The organism is Mesorhizobium sp. M7A.F.Ca.US.010.02.1.1, assembly GCF_004023085.1.
In the GTDB taxonomy this organism is placed as follows: domain Bacteria; phylum Pseudomonadota; class Alphaproteobacteria; order Rhizobiales; family Rhizobiaceae; genus Mesorhizobium.
In genome coordinates this window covers 14,011-30,739 of sequence record NZ_RZRV01000011.1, presented here as the reverse complement: position 1 = coordinate 30,739, position 16,729 = coordinate 14,011, and the positions used below count along the sequence as shown (strand labels likewise).

The 16,729-nt window shown below is 63.1% G+C and carries 11 protein-coding genes; 4 read left to right on the top strand and 7 right to left on the bottom strand.

Features of this window, described 5'->3' with window-relative positions; all coding sequences use genetic code 11:
- Positions 1-84 precede the first annotated feature (84 nt).
- Positions 85-969 carry a 3-hydroxyisobutyrate dehydrogenase gene (gene mmsB / locus EOA19_RS14205; RefSeq protein WP_128303970.1) on the top strand — a complete coding sequence of 295 codons (885 nt, stop codon included), beginning with the start codon at positions 85-87 and terminating at the stop codon, positions 967-969.
- Positions 970-1,299: 330 nt separating this feature from the next.
- Here mmsB and EOA19_RS14200 read toward each other — a convergent pair whose 3' ends face one another.
- The 7 genes from EOA19_RS14200 to EOA19_RS14165 all read right to left on the bottom strand — a co-directional run bounded on the left by EOA19_RS14200 (position 1,300) and on the right by EOA19_RS14165 (position 11,448).
- Positions 1,300-3,738 carry an FAD-dependent oxidoreductase gene (locus EOA19_RS14200; protein WP_128303969.1) on the bottom strand — a complete coding sequence of 813 codons (2,439 nt, stop codon included), beginning with the start codon at positions 3,736-3,738 and terminating at the stop codon, positions 1,300-1,302.
- A gap of 194 nt (positions 3,739-3,932) precedes the next feature.
- Positions 3,933-4,577, bottom strand: coding sequence for a cytochrome c oxidase assembly factor Coa1 family protein (locus EOA19_RS14195; RefSeq protein ID WP_128303968.1), 645 nt, complete (start codon positions 4,575-4,577; stop codon positions 3,933-3,935).
- Positions 4,578-4,658: 81 nt separating this feature from the next.
- Complete coding sequence (locus tag EOA19_RS14190; RefSeq protein ID WP_023812284.1) at positions 4,659-5,024, bottom strand: hypothetical protein; 366 nt, start codon at positions 5,022-5,024, stop codon at positions 4,659-4,661.
- Positions 5,025-5,167: 143 nt separating this feature from the next.
- On the bottom strand, positions 5,168-6,547 hold the full coding sequence (locus EOA19_RS14185; protein WP_128303967.1) for an aspartate aminotransferase family protein: 1,380 nt from the start codon (positions 6,545-6,547) through the stop codon (positions 5,168-5,170).
- A 256-nt stretch (positions 6,548-6,803) separates the two neighbouring features.
- Complete coding sequence (locus tag EOA19_RS14175; protein ID WP_128303966.1) at positions 6,804-8,876, bottom strand: prolyl oligopeptidase family protein; 2,073 nt, start codon at positions 8,874-8,876, stop codon at positions 6,804-6,806.
- A 61-nt stretch (positions 8,877-8,937) separates the two neighbouring features.
- Complete coding sequence (locus EOA19_RS14170) at positions 8,938-10,110, bottom strand: MFS transporter (RefSeq protein WP_128303965.1); 1,173 nt, start codon at positions 10,108-10,110, stop codon at positions 8,938-8,940.
- A 162-nt stretch (positions 10,111-10,272) separates the two neighbouring features.
- Positions 10,273-11,448, bottom strand: a complete 1,176-nt coding sequence (locus EOA19_RS14165) for an MFS transporter (protein WP_128303964.1) — start codon at positions 11,446-11,448, stop codon at positions 10,273-10,275.
- A gap of 252 nt (positions 11,449-11,700) precedes the next feature.
- On the opposite strand from EOA19_RS14165, the gene EOA19_RS14160 reads away from it, so the two are divergent.
- From EOA19_RS14160 to EOA19_RS14145, 3 genes are all read left to right on the top strand, one after another.
- Entirely contained in the window at positions 11,701-13,278 is a 1,578-nt protein-coding gene (locus EOA19_RS14160) for a trimethylamine methyltransferase family protein (protein WP_023812287.1), read from the top strand.
- A gap of 389 nt (positions 13,279-13,667) precedes the next feature.
- Positions 13,668-14,153 (top strand): DUF559 domain-containing protein, encoded by a 486-nt coding sequence (locus tag EOA19_RS14150; RefSeq protein ID WP_128303963.1) that lies wholly within the window; start codon positions 13,668-13,670, stop codon positions 14,151-14,153.
- A complete protein-coding gene (locus tag EOA19_RS14145; RefSeq protein WP_128303962.1) occupies positions 14,150-16,720 on the top strand; it encodes an FAD-dependent oxidoreductase in 2,571 nt (856 codons plus the stop codon). Before EOA19_RS14150 ends, EOA19_RS14145 begins: the two co-directional genes overlap by 4 nt.
- Positions 16,721-16,729: the final 9 nt, after the last annotated feature.

The window sequence follows — 16,729 nt, the reverse complement described above, 5'->3', positions numbered from 1 at the left end:
TGCCTACTGCCTACTGCCTACTGCCTACTGCCTACTGCCTACTGCCTACTGCCTACTGCCTAGCCCAAATCACGGAGCACCATTATGAGCACCATTGCCTTCATCGGCCTAGGGAACATGGGTAATCCGATGGCCGCTAACCTGGTCAAGGCGGGGCATGCGGTGAATGGTTTCGACCTTGTGCCGGAAAGCCTCACCGTCGCCCGAGAGCATGGCGTGACTGTGATGGCCAATGCCGTTGCCGCAGCGAAGGATGCCGATGTGGTGATTACGATGCTTCCCGCTGGCAAGCATGTGCTCTCCGTCTACGAAGACATCGCGCCCAAGGCGAAAAAGGGGGCGCTGTTCATCGATTCCTCCACCATCGATGTGGAGTCGGCGCGCAAGGTGCACGCCATAGCCGCCAAACACGGCCTGCTATCCATCGATGCGCCCGTCTCAGGCGGCACCGGCGGTGCCGCAGCCGGCACGCTGACCTTCATGGCCGGAGGCTCCGATGACGCCTTTGCAACCGCGGAGCCGATCCTGAAGCCGATGGCCGGCCGCATCGTCCATTGCGGCGGCGACGGCGCCGGCCAGGCGGCAAAGATCTGCAACAACATGATCCTCGGCATTTCGATGATCGGTGTCGCCGAAGCCTTCGTGCTGGCGGAAAAGCTCGGCCTGTCACACCAGGCGCTGTTCGACGTCGCCTCAACCTCGTCGGGGCAATGCTGGTCCTTGACCACCTATTGCCCGGTGCCCGGCCCGGTGCCGACTTCGCCCGCAAACAGGGACTACAACCCAGGATTTGCAGCAGCACTGATGCTGAAAGACCTGAAATTGTCCCAGGAAGCCGCGCAAAGTGCGGGTGCTGTAACGCCGCTTGGTGCCGAAGCAGCCCAGCTCTATGCCTTGTTCAACGCCCAGGGACATGGCGGCGTCGATTTCTCCGGCATAATTAATTTTCTCAGGGGTAACCCAGCGTAACCCTTGGATTTGGCGGGTTTTTCCGGTTTCCTTCGGTGGAAAAAATGCAAATTTAGATTTGCTTAAGCTCTCGATAACTCCGCGGTAACGATGTCCCTATAAAACGGACTGCGAGGCGGACATATCTCATCCGCCCGGCGCTCCGGATCAGGTCTCGCGTACCGGAGCCCGTAAGTTTCGACAAGTGCCATAAGTTTCGCAAAGTGTTTGCGTAGCGAAGCGCCATGCGTATCTGGCAAAGCCGCGTTCCTGATGGAGCGCGGTTTTTGCGTTTTGCCCTGCAGCACGTTTTGAGACATCGATAACCCGGAAACTGTACTCCGGGATGCCTCACATGCGCCCGCGGGCGCCTTCCGGATCATAGGGCGAGTCCGCGATCACCTTGGCCGCGCGGCGCTCGCCGAGGATGGACACCTCGAGCTCGATACCGGGCGACACAAGTTCCAGGGGCAACAGCGCAAGTGCGATGTCGTGACCGAAAGTGTAGGAGTAGCCCGCAGAGGTGATGTGGCCAACGAGCTCGCCTTCGCGGTAGACGCCCTCGAAGGCGAACGCGCTCGCACCGTCCGTATCGATCGACAGCGTGGCGATCCGGCGTGCCGCCCCCTGCTTCTGTTTTGCGACCAGTGCCGCGCGGCCGATGAAGTCCCCTTTGTCGAGGCTCATGAATCGGTCGAGGCCGCTCTCCCAGGCCGACAGTTCGAGATTCATGTCGCGATACATGGCGCGGTAGGATTTATCGAGACGAAGCGATTCCAGCGCTTGAAGTCCGACCAGCCTCAGTCCGTGCGCCTCCCCCGAGGCCAGGAGCGCATCCAGCAAATGCCGCTGATAGCAGAGCGGATGATAGAGCTCCCATCCCAATTCGCCCGAATAGTTGACGCGCAGCAGTCGCACGTCGCTGGCCATGCCGACAGTGCCGGACTGCACGCTGAACCAGGGGAAGGCCTCGTTGGAGAGATCTATTTCCGTCAGCGGCTGCAATATGTCGCGCGCCTTCGGCCCAACCACCGTGAAGCTGCCGCGATCCTCCGTGACGTTGCGCAGATGCACGCTGCCGTCCTTCGGCAACAGCCGGCGGAGATCGTCAAGGTTACAGCGCTCTGCGCGCGGCGTCGATATGAGATAGAACAGGTCGCTCTGCAGCCGCGCCACCACATACTCGGCCCGCACGCCGCCGGCCGGCGTCAGGTGATGGGCAAGAGCGACGCGACCGGGACGCGGCAGTCTGTTGGCCAGGATTCCGTCGAGCCAGTCCCTTGCGCCCGGTCCGCTGACCTCGAACTTGGTCATTGGTGTCATCTCGACCAGGCCAGCGGTCTGGCGGACAGCCTGGACCTCCGCGGCGACGTGGTTCCCTTTGGGGGTCCAGCGCCAGCTGTAGACGTTGCGCGCTTCGACACCGGCAGGCGCAAACCAGCTCGGCATCTCCCAGCCGTTCAACACATCCCACACCGCGCCGAGCTGGCTTAGACGGTCATAGGAAGGGGCCGTTTTCTGCGGTCGTGCCGCCGGCATGTCCTGGCCTGGATAGTGCTGTGCGGCGTGGGTGCCCCAGGCTTCCCGGACCTTTGCCCGGGTCCAGTTCTTGTTGGCATATTGGCCGAACCGACGGGGATCCAGCTCCGCCGTGTCGATGCTGTTGCCACCCTCCACGATCCGTTCGGAGAGGTAGTAGCCAATCGCACCGCCCCAAAGGATGCCCCCCGGCACCCCTTCGGCGAGCCAGACATTCTCCAGGCCCCACGCCTGCCCCATCAGCGGCAGTTCATCGGCCGTCATCTGGAAAGGCCCTCGCACATTCCGCTTGATGCCGGCGCGGCCTAGTGCGGGGACCAGTTCGGTCGCGCGCTCCCAGTTCCAGGAAACGGCGTCGAAATCTTCATCGAGCAGATCGGCGCCGAACCATTCCGGGACGCCGTTTTCGGCGAACAGCTTGAGCTGCTCGGTACGCTCATAGGGGCCGAACATCAGCCCGTCCCCCTCTTCGCGCAGATAGCCCTCGTAACCCTCGTCCCTGAGGATCGGCATCTCCGGAAGACCAAGCCGTTTGCGTTCCACCACCTCGGGAACCGACTCGGTGATCCAGTACTGATGCAGGATCGGGATCGCGGGAATGTCCAGGCCCAGCATGGCGCCTGTCTGGCGTGCGTAATTGCCGGTCGCAAGGATGACATGTTCGCAAACGATGTCACCGCGCGAGGTCTTGACCCTCCACTCGCCGCTCGGCATCCGCTCGAAACCCACGACCTCGGTATCAAGATGGATCTTCGCGCCGAGGTCGCGTGCACCCTTGGCCATGGCCTGGGTGACATCGGCGGGTGCAATGTGGCCGTCATCGGGATGGTAGAGGGCGCCCAGCATGCTGTTGTTGTCGAGCAGCGGCCAGATCTCTCGCGCCTCCGCGGGCGATACGATCCGGGCCCGCACACCCTGGACCTCGGCAACGTCCATGTAGCTTCTGTACTCGTCCAGCCTGTCGCGCGTGTTGGCAATGCGCAGCTGGCCGCATTTGTGCCAGCCGACGTTCTGGCCCGTCTCCGCCTCCAGCCCCTCATAGATTTCGATCGACCTGGCGATCATGCGGCCGACATTGCGGCTGCGCGCGTAAGAGGGGATGAGCCCCGCGGCATGCCATGTCGACCCGGCCGTAAGCTGCGTTCGCTCCAACAATGCCACATCGGTCCAGCCGCGCTTTGCCAGGCCGTAGAGAATGCCGGCACCCACACAGCCGCCACCGACCACGACCGCACGAAAGGAACTCACCATATGCGCGTGCCCTTGTATGAAATTGCCACCGGCCCACATGAACGCATGCGCATACTGTCAGACAGCATCCGGCTTTTCAGCATATTTCCTTGTCTGGAACGCAGCAGTGGTGACCCGATTGTTGGGCCACAAAGCCGACCGAACTGTCAGCCTTCGCGCCCGTGTTTAGGCTGCTTTTTTTGCGTTTTGCCCAGCTATATTCCGATTGCAGCATTCGGGATCGGGACATGATCTTCGTTGATCAGCACGATCGGCGCATTGGTTCCCTCGACCCTGACGACCAGCAGGCGCAAGCTCCATGTGCCGGCTGTCCGGACAGCGGTCGAATAGGCCGTGCCCTTGCCCTTGGCGCCGTGGACCGGAATGCCGAACTGGGCGTCGCCGGCCCCATTTGCATTGACGTTGAGATGGCCGCCGACCCAGAAACTGTCGGTCAAATCATCACCCAACGCCGCCTTGACGCGGTCGTCGGCGCGAAGCCTGTCTATCGTCATGTGATAGGCATCGCTGCCTTTCAGGACGTAGGGAATGCTGCCCACCATCGTCGCGCAGCCGCCAATCCCGACAACCCAGACGGCAAGGCCGGCGATTGCCCAGTTGCGCTGCGTCTTGCGAAACTGTTCCGCGTCACGCCAGGCGCGGTTCTGCCAAGCCCAGCGGCTGCCGCGCGCGCCCAGGACGATGATCATGATGATGTTGACGACAGGGATCAGCGCCAGCAACGCGATGAAAGTGCTGTTGCCGATGCCCCAGATCCAGTTGAGGAAGAAGGCGCCCCAGTTCCAGCGGTCGAGTTCGGCTGGAATTTCAGCCGGCTGGTTGAGCGGTTGTCCGGCCATCGTGTCCCCCATCGGTGACGTACCGACTGATTCTAGCGCATGCGCCCGTCAATGCGCAAAATCAAAGTTCTGCAACTTCTGTCAGGTCTTGTTGGACAGCCGGCGAAAATTCGCTTTCACGGCACGGCTTGCCGGCTTCAGCGCGGCGCTGATCGAGCGCTCCGCCGCGACCCCGTTGAACAGCGACGGCGTGCGGCCGGAAAAGATTTCCGGCCAGAACCGCGATGCCGATTGCAGGAAGGACATTTGCGCCGCAAACACGCCTTCGGCCATAGCGGCGGTCTTCTCGTTTACCGCACGCGCGGTCTCCGTGCTCCATGGCTGGCTGCTCCCGCCATCCATGGTCATCAACGGCAGCCGCATCATCGCCACCAGCGGCGCCAGCATCAGGTCGCCGCCGATGCTGGCCGCTTCTTGCGTCCGTCGGCTCTTGCCGGTCTTTCTCATGGAAACAAAACCCCTTGTCGCGGCCGAATCAGCCGCAGCCCCACACACTACGCGCTTGTGGTGGAATTCGTTCGCTCCCCGCGTCAGCATGGCCTCAAGGCTGGGCGCTCCCGCCGAGGAGCGCCCAGCCGAGGGGTCGAGTTCTACCGCTTGCGCAGATCGGCTTGCGCCAGATCCAGCGCCTTCGAGATGCGATCGCAGGCCATATCGATCGTATCGCGGGTCCAGATCAGCGGCGGCGACAGGATCATCGTGTCGCCGGTAGCGCGCAGCATCATGCCGTGCGCGATGGCATGATCGCGCACGGTCACCGCCGCACTTCCAGCCGGCAGGAACCGCTCCTTGGTCGCCTTGTCCTTGACGATCTCGATCGCGCCCATCAGTCCGATCGAACGCACCTCGCCGACCAGATCATGTCCGGCAATGCGCTCCTGCAACGCCTTGGCGAAATAAGGACCGGTGTCGTTCCTGACGCGGTCGACCAGCCCTTCGCGCTCGATGATCTCGAGGTTCTTCAGCGCCACGGCGCAGGCCACCGGGTGGCCGGAATAGGTGTAGCCATGGTTGAACTCGCCGCCCTTCTCGACCAGCGTCGAGGCGATGCGGTCGCCAACCAGCAATGCCGACAGCGGTTGATAGCCCGAGGTCAGAGCCTTGGCGGTGGTGATCGTGTCGGGCTCGATGCCGAGCGTCTGGGCGGCGAACCATTCGCCGGTGCGGCCATAACCGGTGATGACTTCGTCCAGCATCAACAGGACATCGTATTTGCGGCAGATGCGCTGCACTTCCGGCCAGTAGCTTGCCGGCGGTATCTTCACGCCGCCCGCCCCCATGACCGGCTCGCCGATAAACGCGGCAACCTTGTCGGCGCCGGCTTCGAGGATCGCCTCCTCGACAGCCCCGGCCGCGCGCAGGCCGAAATCATGATCGCTCTCGCCAGGCAGCGCCAGTTCATAGGCGTAGGGCATCATCACATGGACGATGTTGGGCACCGCACCGTTGAGCTGCTTGTGCATACCATCCATGCCACCGAGCGAGGTGCCGGCAACGGTCGAGCCGTGATAGGCCATCTTGCGCGAGATGATGCGGTTCTTCTCCGGCTGGCCTTCCAGCACCCAATAGTGGCGCACGAGGCGCAGGGCCGTGTCGTTGGCCTCCGAGCCCGACGAGCCATAGAACACCTGGTTGACGTGCTTCGGCGCGATCTCCGCCAGCTTCTTGGACAGCAGCACTGGCGTCGGCGTCGAGCATTTGAAGAAGGAGTTGTAATAAGGCAGTTCCTTCATCTGGGCATAGGCGGCGTCGGCCAGCTCGTCACGGCCATAGCCGATGTTGACGCACCACAGCCCGGCCATGCCGTCGAGGATTTCAGCCCCTTCGGAATCGTAGATGAAAGGGCCGTTGGCATGGGTGATGATGCGCGACCCGGCCCCGCGCATTTCCTTGTGGTCGGTGAACGGATGCAGATGATGCGCGGCGTCGATCTGCTGAAGCTGCTTCAGCGAATAATTCTGATAGGTCATGTCTGATCTTTCCTCTGGATTCTATCCGGCAAGCCGGGGCGAATGCTTCAGAGGCAGAGAGGTGGCGAATAGCCGATGCGGGCGCACAGCCGCAAAAGCTCGGCGCGCAGCGTACGCGGTGACGGCGTCACCGCGACCCGCAATGCGCGAGCCTCAAATGCGTCAATCAACATCCTGACGAGAGCCATGGAAGCCATCTTAGAGCAAAGGCTGGTCGAGGAGAACCACCCTTTGCTTGGCCCATAACGGAATGAGTCTAGGCCTTGGCTGTCAGCGCCCTCTGCAGGAAGACATATTTCATCGCCGTCTGCGCCGCCTGCGGCCGGCGGTCGCCACGCCCGCCATGGCCGCCCTCGGTCTCCTCGAAGAACAGCGTCCTGGCATGGCCGGCTTCCTGCAGGCGGGCGGCCATCTTGCGCGCATGGCCGGGATGGACCCGATCGTCAGCGGTCGATGTGGTCAGCAGCACCGGCGGATAGGCGGCAGCGGCGTCGACATGCTGGTAGGGCGAGTAGGCTGAAAGCCACTTCGCGTCTTCGGGTTTCGACGGATCGCCGTATTCGGCCATCCACGAGGCGCCGGGCGGCAATTCGGCGTAACGCAGCATGTCGAGCAGCGGCACCTCGATAATGACGGCGCCGAAAAGCTCGGGATGCTGCGTCAAGGAAACGCCGGTCAGCAAGCCGCCATTCGAACCACCCTGGATGCCGAGTGAGCTTGCTGTCGCGATGCCGCGCTTGACGACGTCCTGCGCGACCGCTGCGAAATCATCGAATCCGTTTTGGCGATTGCCCTTGAGCGCCGCTTGATGCCAGGCCGGGCCGAACTCGCCGCCGCCACGGATGCAGGCCTGCACATAGGCATTGCCCTTTTCCAGCCATAGCCTGCCGCGCACGCCGGCATAGCCGGGCAGCAGCGGCACTTCGAAACCGCCATAGCCGTAAAGCAGCGTCGGCACCGGCCCCTTCTGATCGCGCCGCCTGACGACGAAATAAGGGATCATCGTGCCGTCCTTGGAGCGCGCCTCGAACTGTTCCGAGATCAGCGGCGAGGCATCGAAACGCGCCGGCTGCGACTTCACGGTTTCTAGCGTCTCGCCATTGTCGTCAGACCAGATGATCGAACTCGGCGTCAGGAAATCGGTGAAGGAGAAGGACACGCTCGAGCCGAACTGCTCGGCATGGCTGATGCCGACATTGCCATTTTCGGGCAGCGCCACCGGTTTCAGCGACCAGTTGCCATCCTTGCGCTCGCAGACGACGACCTTGCCGCGCACATTGTCCATCAGGCTGATGAACAGCCGGTCCCGCGTGCGGGCAACGCCGGCTATGGAAACGCGATATGCCGGCTCGAACAAGGTTTCGACAGGTCCGAGCGCGCCGATCTTGACCCAGTGCGCGAGATCCAGCGAATAGAGGCCGTCGGGCTTGCAAACCGTGCCGTCGGGCGCCGTCCATGGACTGCGTACGCCGAACACGAGCTGATCCCTGAATATTGCCGTATCGGTCATGTCGTCCGGTAGCGGCAGTTGTTTGTTTTCGCCGGAAGGCAGCCGAAGGAAGATGTGCGAAGCGAAGAAATTCAGCGTTCGAGCCAGGACCAGATAACGTCTGTCACCGTCGTACTCGACAGCGGCACCAACGGCGAGATCCTCTTTCTGCGCCTCGAAGATCGGCGTCGCGTCTTCCAGCTTGGTACCGCGCTTCCACAGCTTTATGACTCGCGGATAGCCGGACTCGGTCTTGTCGGCCTCGTCGAAAGCGGCCGAAACAATCACGGTGTCCTTATCCAGCCAGCTGAAGCCCGACTTGGAAGCGGGTGCACGAAACCCACCCTCGACAAACGACTTGGTCGCGATGTCGAATTCGCGCATCTCGCTGGCGTCGCCGCCATCCGGCGACATACTCACCAGGCAACGGTTGAAGTCCGGATAGAGTCGGCTTGCGCCGCCAAAAACCCATTTTACCCCCTCCTTCGCCGCAAGCTGGTCGAAGTCGATGATCGTTTCCCAGTCGGGCTTCTCGGTCTTGTAGGAAGCGACGGTCGTGCGGCGCCAGAGGCCGAGCACATTGGTCTTGTCCTGCCAGAAATTGTAGACATGGCCGGCTTTTGCCGCGCCGACCGCGATGTTGTCCTCGGCCGTCATCAGGTCGAGCGCGGTCTGGAACGACGCCTGATAGGACGGATCGCCCTGCAATTCGCCAACCGTGACCTCGTTCTGGCGATGTACCCAGTCCAGTGACTGCTTGGCCGTCCTGTCCTCCAGCCAGAGGAAGGGATCGTCGGTCGAGGGGGTGGAATTCGGCGTCTGGGTGGCAGGCTTGGTCATGAGGTCTCCGATAAACGCGTTGCTTTGAAAAGGCCAACGCCGACAGGCTGTATCGATATTCTCAGCGCACGATTGAGGCTTTCCGCCGACCAGCGAGGCTAGCAATAGCCAGCGCCAGGCACAGCAGCCCAAGCGTGATCGGCAGCCCGCCGGCACCCAGAATATCCATGGCGCCGCCCGCCAGCGGCGGCACGGCGATACCGCCGACGCCCCACATCAAGGAAAAGGCCGCGTTACCGGCAACCAGTGCGGAGCCGGTGAAGCGTTCGCCGAGCTCGATGATCGACATCGTGTAGATGCCGTAGGAAACCGCGCCCCAGATAAAGACCATTGGCCAGATGAGCGGCGACTCGATGAGAAGCGGAAGCAGGACGCAGCCGAGCACCGTGATCGCGACGCAGGCGAGCCGTACCAGGAGCGCGGAAAGCCTTTCCGCCAAAAGGCCGAGCGGCACCTGCATGGCGATGTTGCCGGCAATCATCACCGACAGCAGCGCCGACATGCGGGTTTCGGTGATGCCGTGATGGGTGCCATAGACCGGCAGCAACGCCAGCGCGCCCTGTTCGAAGCCGGCGGCGACTATGACGGCAAACAAAATCAGCCACGCCAGCGGCACGAAACCCAGGACGGAAACCTGATGCCCGGCCTCGTCGACCTTGGGCAAACGCGGCAGCACCAAGCCCAGGCAGATGCCGCACAGCACGAAGGCGGAGATACCGACGAGGAAGGGCGGCCAGCCCTCGGTGCCGACTGCAAGCAGGCACAGTGGCCCGGCCGCGAAACCGGCCGAGATGATCGTCGAATAGACACCCATGACGCGCCCTCGCCGGGCCGGCGGCGCCAGCGCGATGACCCAGATCTCGCTCAGCACATAGAGCGGGTTGCTCACCACACCGATCAGGAAGCGCAGGGGAAACCACAAATAGACATTTTGCGTCCAGCCGATCAGCGCCAGCACGACAGCCGAAAGGGCCGCACAGGTAAGCGCCGTGCGCCCTGCCCCGAACCGCCGCGCCAGCGCCGGGATCAATGGCGACGACAGGATGAAACCGATCGGCGTCATGGCCGCCGACAAGCCGATCATCGCTGGCGAAACGCCCTGGCGCTGCAGGATGAAACTCAGCAGCGGATAGGACAACCCTTGCGCGACGGCGAACACCGAGACGGTCGCGATCACACCGGTGATGCCAGCCCATTGCATCGTCTCGTCCTTGTTCGATTCAACCAAATTCATGTGCGCACCGCTATCGAGGCTGCAGGATTAGCGATTGAGCAACGTGGTGGTAAGCCCCTGGCAGGCGAAAACAGTTTGCTCCAGACAATGCCTGTCAGGAGGCTGGGCCTGTCAGGAGGCTGGGCCTGTCAGGAGGCTGGGCCTGTCAGGAGATTGGGCTTGTCAGGAAGCTCGGCGCACGGACGACCGATACAGCGCGAACATCACCAGCACCGCGTCGAGGCCGGCGATCACGACCGGCAGCCCGAGCGGGCCGATGCCTTGCATGAGCAGGCCGGCACCGGGTGGGCCGACGATGCCACCGACGCCCCACATCAGTGCAAAGGCAGCGTTGCCGGCGACCAGCACAGAGCCCTTGAACCGGCTGCCGAGTTCGACCAATGCCATGGTGTAGACGCCGTAACCGACCGCGCCCATCACCAGCAGCACGACCCAGATCAACGGCGTTGCGATCAGCAGAGGCAGCAAAAGCGCGCAAACGGTTGTTGCCAGCGCGCAGACGATGATCATGGCGCGTGCGCCAAAACGCTCCGCCAGAAGACCGAGTGGTATCTGCAGCAGGATGTTTCCGAGGGAAAGCGCCATCACCAGCGAGGCCAGAACGGCTTCGGCCAGGCCGTAGCTGGCGCCGAAGACCGGGACCAGCGCATAGGTGCTCTGCTGGACCGCCGCCGAGACAAGCACGGCAAGCAGCAGCGCCGGCGCCATCCTGGCAAAGCCGACGAGGCCGCTGGCAGGCTGGCCGTCATCCTCGAAACCGGTGAGCTTAGACGAGACCGCGTGCAGGATCACCGCGCAGAGCGCGAAACCGGCGACGCCGACCATGAAGGGCGCCCAGCCCGACGTACCGAGCAGGGTCAGCGCGAATGGTCCGGCGGCGTAACCGGCGCCCATCAGCGTGTTGAACACGCCCATCACCCTGCCGCGCCGCGATGGCGGCGCCAGCGACAGTGCCCACACCTCGCCGAGAATGTAGAGCGGGTTGATGACGACGCCGATGATAAAGCGGATGACGAACCAAGCCACCCAGTCCTGCAGATAGCCGATGCCCAGGAAGCAGAGCGCGCCGATCAGCGAGCAGCCGACCGCCAGGTTGCGCCCACCGACCAGCCGCACCGCGGCCGGCACGAAGGAAGCCGAAAGGATCAGCCCGAGCGGCATCATCGCCGCCGACAAGCCGATCAGCGCCGGCGACATGCCCTGTTTCTGCATCAGCAGCGTGAACAGCGGCGAGCTCAACCCCTGCGCAGCGCCGAACATGGCAAGTGCCGCGGTGACGCCGGCAAGCGCTGCCCATTGCGTTCCTGCTTCGCCTTCGCTCGAGCCGGTCGCGACCATGCTGCCATCCAAATGAACTGCTGGCCATCCGGCCGGCAAGCCGAGTAGCTATCGGTTCGATCCCGGGAAAGGAAGGGCCGGCCGCCGAAATCCGCTTAAGCCAACGAGGCGGCGGGATCAGGCCGATGTCGTGGCCGCGCAACTGCCGTTCCGGCATGTCGCTTCCCTCGCCCTAGTGGTCGCCGCCTCCGCAATGGCTGGGCAGCCGCCGGTCCATTATGCCGCCCGCTATCGCATCCTACGAGGACCATCATGACCGCCGCCCTACAACCCTTGGAACCGGCATTGGCCACTGACCGCGCCCGTCGCGGCGGCCGCGCCGGAAAGCGCGCCGGCGGCTCGGCCGCGTTCGAGCAGCCGGCTTTTCGCCAGCTGAAGAACCCGCTGGCGCCAACCAGGCTGGTCTCCGACGACGAGCTGGAATCGATCCACCTCGCTTCCCTGCGCGTGCTGCGGGAAATCGGCGTCGACGTGCTGCACGACGAGGCCCGCAGCATCATGAAGGCGCATGGCGCCGATGTGCGCGACGGCAGCGAACGGGTGCGCTTCGACAGCGACATGATCCTGGAACTGGTGTCGCACTGCCCGTCGGAGTTCACCATCCATGCCCGCAATCCCGCTCACAATGTGCGCTTTGGCGGCAACAATGTGATCATCTCGATGATGGCGTCGGCGCCCAATTGCTCCGACATCGATCGCGGCCGCCGGCCCGGCAACCAGCAGGACTACCGCAACTTCCTCAAGCTTGCGCAGATGCACAACATCCTGAACTGCACGGGCGGCTACCCGGTCGAGCCGACCGATATCCATCCGTCCGTCCGCCACCTCGAATGTATCCGCGATCTCAGCGTGCTGACCGACAAGGTGTTCCACATCTATTCGCTCGGCAAGGAGCGCAATGTCGACGGCATCGAGATCGCCAGGATCGCGCGCGGCATCAGCCACGAGCAGATGCTGGAAGAGCCGTCCGTCTTCACCATCATCAACACCAATTCGCCGCTCAAGCTCGATGTGCCGATGATGGAAGGCATCATCCAGATGTCGAGCAAGGGCCAGGTCGTCGTCGTCACGCCGTTCACCCTGTCGGGGGCCATGGCGCCTGTCACCATCGCCGGCGCACTGGTGCAGCAGAACGCCGAGGCGCTTGCCGGCATCGCCTTCGCCCAGATGGTGCGCAAGGGCGCGCCCGTCGGCTATGGCGGCTTCACCTCCAATGTCGACATGAAGTCCGGTTCGCCGGCGTTCGGCACGCCGGAATACATGAAGGCGCAGCTTGTCGGCGGCCAGCTTGCCCGCCGCTACAACATCCCCTACCGCACCTCCAACACTTGCGCCGCCAACACGGTCGACGCGCAGGCGGCTTATGAAAGCGTGTTCTCGCTGTGGGGCGCCATCCAGGGCGGCGGCAATCTGATGATGCATGCCGCCGGCTGGCTCGAGGGCGGCCTGCGCTGCTCCTACGAGAAGACCATTCTGGACATCGACCTGCTGCAGATGGTCGCCGAATTCCTGACCCCTCTCGATCTTTCCGAAGAGGCACTCGGCTTCGACGCCATCCAGTCGGTCGGTCCTGGCGGCCATTTCTTCGGCACCCAGCACACGCAGGACCGCTACAAGACCGCCTTCTACTCGCCGATCCTCTCCGACTGGCGCAATTACGAGACCTGGGCGGAAGCCGGCTCGCCGACGGCGCTCGAAAAGGCCAACAAGGTCTGGAAGGAGCGGCTGGCGTCCTATGAGGAGCCTTACATGGACCCGGCCATCCGCGAGGAACTCAACGCCTTCGTCGCCAAGCGGCGGTCCGAAGGCGGCGCGCCGACCGATTTTTGATCGGCCGTGTTGTTGATGAACAGTCGACCCCCACTCCGTCGAGCTGCGCTCGACACCTCTCCCCCGATCGACGGGGGAGAGGAAAGGCGCGAGCTTATACAGGCTGGCTCCGTTCCTCTCCCTCCGGAGGGGGGAGAGGTGGCGTCGCGAAGCGGCGACGGAGTGGGGGAAGCCGTTCCTGAAACGCGCAGCCGCCGCAAAATTGGTACAACGAAGATAGCGCGTAACCTACGGCAAGCGGGCAACCAGGTGGAAGCATTGCTTTGATGAACAGTCGACCCCCACTCCGTCGAGCTACGCTCGACACCTCTCCCCCGATCGACGGGGTAGAGGAAAGGTGCGAGCTTATACAGGCTGGCTCCCTTCCTCTCCCTCCGGAGGGGGGAGAGGTGGCGCCGCGAAGCGGCGACGGAGTGGGGGAAGCCGTTCATGAAACGCGCAGCCGCCGAAAAACAGGCACAACTCGGCGAGCGAGAAAACTCAGGCAAGGCGACAATCAAGCCGAAGCGCTGCTTTGGCTTGAGTTAAAAGCCCGCAAGCTTGGCGGTTACAAGTTCACGCGACAGTTCTCTATCGAACCATACTACGCTGACTTCGCTTGCCGCGAAAATTGGCTTGTCGTGGAAATCGACGGGCACCAACACGCCGGCAGTTCATATGACCGCCACCGCGACGACTTCATGCGCGCTCAAGGCTATTCGATCCTGCGTGTTTGGAACCATGACGTCCTGAAACATCGCACGTCGGTCTGTGAAACCATCCTCGCCGCGCTTGATGGCAGGCTGGCCGAGAACATCGCTGCATCCGATCTCCGCTTTGTCTTCACACCCCGCTCACCCAATTCAATCTCTTCAAAAACGGACTTATCTAGATGAAATCTCACGTAAAAGCGGTTGTCATCGGCGGCGGCGTCGTCGGCTGCTCGGTTCTCTACCACCTGGCCAAGGCCGGCTGGACCGACATCATGCTGATCGAGCGCTCGGAGCTCACCTCCGGCTCGTCCTGGCATGCGGCGGGAGGCTTCCACACGCTGAACGGCGACCCCAACGTCGCCAAGCTGCAGGCCTATACGGTGCAGCTCTACAAGGAGATCGAGGAGATATCCGGCCAGTCCTGCTCGCTGCACCTGACCGGCGGCGTGATGATGGCTGATACGCCAGAGCGCATGGATTTCCTGCGGCTGGCCCACGCCAAGGGCCGCTATCTCGGCATGGACACAGAGCTGATCACCCCGTCCGAAGCCAAGGCGATGTTTCCGCTGATGGACGAGACCAATTTCGTCGGCGCCATGTGGGATCCGGTGGAAGGCCATCTCGATCCGTCGGGCACCACCATCGCCTACTCCAAGGCGGCAAAAAAACTCGGCGCCGAGATCGTGCTGCGCAACCGCGTTGTGGAACTGACACAGGAGGTCGACGGCACCTGGAACGTCGTCACCGAACAGGGCACGGTGAAGGCCGAGCATGTCGTCAACTGCGGCGGCCTGTGGGCGCGCGAGATCGGCCGCATGGTCGGCGTCGAGCTGCCGGTTCTGGCCATGGAGCACATGTATCTCTTGACCGAGCCGATGCCGGAGGTCGAGGAGTTCAACAAGTCGACCGGCCGCGAAATGATCGGCGTGCTCGACTTCAAGGGCGAGATCTACACCCGCCAGGAGCGCAACGGCATCCTGCTCGGCACCTATGAGAAGGCCTGCAAGCCGTGGTCGCCGGTCAACACGCCGTGGGATTTCGGCCATGAATTGCTGCCGCCCGACCTCGACCGCATCGCGCCGTCGCTGGAAATCGGCTTCAAGCATTTCCCCGGCATCGAGAAGGCCGGCATCAAGCAGATCATCAACGGCCCCTTCACCTTCGCGCTCGACGGCAACCCGCTGGTCGGCCCGGTGCAGGGCCTGACCAATTTTTGGTGCGCCTGCGCCGTGATGGCCGGCTTCAGCCAGGGCGGCGGCGTCGGCTTGGCGCTGTCGAACTGGATGGTCCATGGCGATCCCGGCTTCGACGTCTGGGGCATGGATGTCACCCGCTTCGGCGAATGGGCCGGCCTGCGCTACACCAACGCCAAGGTGCGCGAAAACTATTCGCGCCGCTTCTCCATCCGCTTCCCCAATGAGGAACTCCCGGCGGCACGCCCGGCGCAGACGACCCCGCTCTACGACACGATGCTGGCCAACAACGCCGTCATGGGCGACAGCTGGGGACTTGAGACACCGCTCTGGTTCGCACCTGAAGGCAAGGAACCCAGGGATATCGTCTCCTTCCACCGCTCCAACGATTTTGGGCCGATCGGCGAGGAAGTGCGCGCCACGCGTGAGCGTGTCGGTGTCACCGAGATCGCCAATTTTGCCAAATACGAAGTCTCGGGACCCGCGGCCGAGGATTTCCTCAACCGGCTGATGACCAACCGCATGCCGAAGACCCGCCGCATCGTGTTGACGCCGATGCTCAACGAATTCGGCAAGCTGATCGGCGACTTCACCATCGCCAAGGCGGCAGAAGACCGCTTCATGATCTGGGGCTCGTCGGCGGCGCAGAAATACCACATGCGCTGGTTCGAGAAGCACCTGCCGAAGGACGGAACGGTGCGCATCCACCGCTTCGACCAGACCCTGGTCGGCCTGTCGATCGCCGGGCCGAAATCACGGGACTTGCTGCAGAAACTGGTCGATGTCGACGTCTCGACAAAAGCCTTCCGCTTCATGGATTTCCGCGAGATGGCGGTCGGCGGGGCGCCCTGCATGGTCAACCGCATCACCTACACCGGCGACCTCGGCTATGAAATCTGGATGGCGCCGGCCTACGAGCGCCTGGTTTACAAAGCGATCAAGGACGCCGGCGAGGAATTCGGCCTTGTCGATTTCGGCATGCGCGCGCTGCTCTCCATGCGCCTCGAAAAGAATTTTCCGACCTGGTTCCGCGAGTTGCGGCCGATCTACGGCCCGTTCGAAGGGGCGATGGACCGCTTCATCAAACTGGAGAAGAACGACTTCATCGGCCGCGAGGCTGCCGCCAAGGAACAGGTCGAGGGTCCGAAGCTGCGCCGCGTCTCCTTCATCGTCGATGCCGCCGACGCCGACGTCATGGGCGACGAACCGATCTGGGCCAAGGTCAGCAAGGACTACGGCACGGTGGAAAAGCCGCATGGCTATGGCGCGCCACGCTTCGACAAGGGCGGCAAGGAAATACGCGGCTCCAAGGCTGCCGAAGGCGCGTCCGCCGTGCGCGGCATCGTCGACGGCGACTGGCGCGTGGTTGGCTGGGTCACGTCGGGCGGCTATGCGCATTATGTGCAGAAGTCGATGGCGCAAGGCTATGTGCCGGCGGCTCTTGCCGAGGACGAAAGCGCGGGCCTGTTCGAGATCGAGATCCTCGGACACCGCCGGCCGGCCCGCATCAACGTCGAAGCGCCTTTCGACCCGAGCGGCGAGAAGATGCGGACCTGAGGTTCGACC

Coding starts and splice junctions, on each gene's coding strand:
- mmsB (WP_128303970.1), top strand. CDS start 85: ATGAGCACCATTGCCTTCATCGGCCTAGGGAACATGGGTAATCCGATG.
- EOA19_RS14200 (WP_128303969.1), bottom strand. CDS start 3,738: ATGGTGAGTTCCTTTCGTGCGGTCGTGGTCGGTGGCGGCTGTGTGGGT.
- EOA19_RS14195 (WP_128303968.1), bottom strand. CDS start 4,577: ATGGCCGGACAACCGCTCAACCAGCCGGCTGAAATTCCAGCCGAACTC.
- EOA19_RS14190 (WP_023812284.1), bottom strand. CDS start 5,024: ATGAGAAAGACCGGCAAGAGCCGACGGACGCAAGAAGCGGCCAGCATC.
- EOA19_RS14185 (WP_128303967.1), bottom strand. CDS start 6,547: ATGACCTATCAGAATTATTCGCTGAAGCAGCTTCAGCAGATCGACGCC.
- EOA19_RS14175 (WP_128303966.1), bottom strand. CDS start 8,876: ATGACCAAGCCTGCCACCCAGACGCCGAATTCCACCCCCTCGACCGAC.
- EOA19_RS14170 (WP_128303965.1), bottom strand. CDS start 10,110: ATGAATTTGGTTGAATCGAACAAGGACGAGACGATGCAATGGGCTGGC.
- EOA19_RS14165 (WP_128303964.1), bottom strand. CDS start 11,448: ATGGTCGCGACCGGCTCGAGCGAAGGCGAAGCAGGAACGCAATGGGCA.
- EOA19_RS14160 (WP_023812287.1), top strand. CDS start 11,701: ATGACCGCCGCCCTACAACCCTTGGAACCGGCATTGGCCACTGACCGC.
- EOA19_RS14145 (WP_128303962.1), top strand. CDS start 14,150: ATGAAATCTCACGTAAAAGCGGTTGTCATCGGCGGCGGCGTCGTCGGC.